Consider the following 1,111-nt stretch of genomic DNA (forward strand, 5'->3'; position numbering starts at 1 on the left):
TGTACTGCCCAGGCAGGTTGGTTGAGAAAGTGTGACGACTCGCTGTAGCGGTCGTTGATTGGCGAAGGTCTCCCGTCGTGGAGTGGAGCTGCTACCACTTCACCGCACAGACAGGAGACCTTCATGGTTCACGCTAATGCCGTTCTTACTCCGCGTGGCAGGTTGTTGCTTGCGCGTCGCATTGTTGACGAGGGCTGGCCGATTGCTCGGGCGGCCGAGCACTTCCACGTGTCTTGGCCTACGGCCAAGCGTTGGGCTGGCCGTTACGTGGCGATGGGAGCAGCCGGAATGGCTGATCGGTCAAGCCGCCCGCACCGTAGTCCTCACCGCACCCCGCAGGTTGTTGTTCGGCGGATCGTGGCACTGCGGTGGCGGCATCGACTCTCGCCGTTGGCGATCGCGTCTCGGCTGTCGATGCCGGCCTCAACGGTTCACGCTGTACTCGTTCGGTGTCGGCTCAACCGGTTGTCCCACATCGATATTCGCAGCGGTGAGCGGATTCGTCGCTACGAACATGACCACCCAGGCTCACTGATCCACGTCGATGTCAAGAAGCTGGGCAACATCCCTGTCGGCGGGGGGTGGCGGTTTGTCGGACGTGCGCAGGGCGGCAAGAATCGTGTGGCGACACCTGGCATCCGCCGCAGCCGACGCGGCGATGAGCTGCTAGGCCACGCCTATGTTCATACCGTTGTCGACGATCACTCCCGGGTGGCCTACGCCGAGATCCACAACGATGAAACCGCTGACACTGCCATCGCGGTGCTGCGCCGAGCAGTGAGCTGGTTTCGCACGCGCGGAGTCGTCGTCGAACGAGTGATTTCCGATAACGGCAGCTGCTATAAGTCCAAGGCCTGGCGACAGGCATGCATTGAGCTGGGCGTGCAGCCCAAACGCACCCGTCCCTACCGGCCTCAAACCAACGGCAAGGCGGAGCGCTTTCACCGGACAATGGCCGCAGAGTGGGCGTTTAGCCGCCACTACCAAAGCGAGGCCCAGCGCCGATCCGCTCTGGCACCTTGGCTTCACACCTACAATCACCACCGGCAACACTCGGCGATCGGGAAGGTCCCGCCTATAACGCGGTTGACCAACCTGCCTGGGCAGTACA

1 protein-coding gene is annotated in these 1,111 nt (G+C 62.5%); it reads left to right on the forward strand.

The window, feature by feature from the left end; all coding sequences use genetic code 11:
* Positions 1-123: 123 nt before the first annotated feature.
* Positions 124-1,111 (forward strand): IS481 family transposase (locus M1248_RS33265; RefSeq protein ID WP_317150939.1); only part of this gene is annotated, 988 nt, incomplete at its 3' end.

The sequence above is a fragment of the Mycobacterium sp. 29Ha genome (genome assembly GCF_032883055.1).
GTDB lineage: Bacteria > Actinomycetota > Actinomycetes > Mycobacteriales > Mycobacteriaceae > Mycobacterium > Mycobacterium gallinarum.